Raw genomic sequence first — 1,186 nt, 5'->3', positions numbered from 1 at the left:
AATGTGGTTTTGCAGCCATCTATTCGGATTCCTTGTAAGAGACTCGCTCTTGATCCCCGATGAACTTCGCTGACTTGGCTCTAATCATTTTATCGTTTTCTAAGAAACGATGTTAGGCACAGAGTTTCCAAGTCACGGTCTAACCTGTCTTGTCATCACTTGCTTTCACTTAGCAAAACTGGATGTACTTTTATTTACTTAATAGGTTCGTCCTACGCTAAAACTTTCTTCTTTGGCTAATATGGCCCAAGAGATACGAACCAGTTTATTTGCTAATGCCACTATCACTTTGTTTTTATGCATTCTCTTGAGCAACGAGGTTACCCATTCAAAGAACGGTTTTCCTTCTTTTAAATGCCTAATCACCGCTCTAGCACCATGGATAAACATGCGTCTTAAGTAGGTATCTCCTCGCTTACTGATACCTAGCAGTAGTGACTTACCTCCGCTAGAGTGCTGGCTTGGTACTAACCCCATCCAAGCGGATAACTGACGCCCTGATGAAAACGCTTTTGCATCACCAATACTGGCAATTAATGCGGATGATGTTAAGCGACCAACACCTGGGATCTGTCTTACTTTCTGACACTCATCACTGACTTCACTCGTGAGATCTATCTGCTTATCCAAATATTCTGCATACTGTTCGAGCTCCCTCAAACGTGTTTGCATTAAACTAATGTGCTCAACTAGCAGCTTTGGCAACTTATGCTCGACCAAGCTAAAACCTTCTCTAAACCATTTTCTTAGCTGAAATCTTCCTGCAGGAACACTAACACCAAATTCTTGAAGGCTTGCCCTGATTCTATTGATTAATGCGGTACGGTCTCTGATTACGCCTTCTCTTTCTCGATGAAGCAGCAATAAAGCTTGTTGCTCTTCACTTTTAACAGAAACAAATCGCATCGTGGGGCGGCGAACCGCTTCGCAAATCGCTTCAGCATCAGCCATATCGTTCTTATTTGTTTTTACATAAGGCTTAACATACTGAGGTGGCATGAGTTTGACTTCATGACCCAGCTTTTTTATTTCTCGTGCCCAATAATGAGAACTAGAACATGCTTCCATTCCAATCAGACAAGGAGCAATATTGCTCAAAAATTTAATGACTTGATTTCTTTTTAGTGATCTATTAATCAGTTTTTTCCCTGTCTTATCAAACGCACATAATTGAAAAACAGACTTT

Annotated in this window: 1 protein-coding gene; it reads right to left on the bottom strand. The window is 40.9% G+C overall.

From position 1 onward, the window contains the following. Positions 1–198: 198 nt before the first annotated feature. The coding region (locus tag L2713_RS20455) for an IS110 family RNA-guided transposase (protein WP_248969104.1) at positions 199–1,186 on the bottom strand (988 nt) is incomplete at its 5' end.

The sequence above is a fragment of the Shewanella seohaensis genome (genome assembly GCF_023283775.1).
Lineage (GTDB): Bacteria > Pseudomonadota > Gammaproteobacteria > Enterobacterales > Shewanellaceae > Shewanella > Shewanella seohaensis.
Note: the sequence above shows the minus strand (reverse complement) of the source record. Positions and strands in the feature narration are given on the sequence as shown.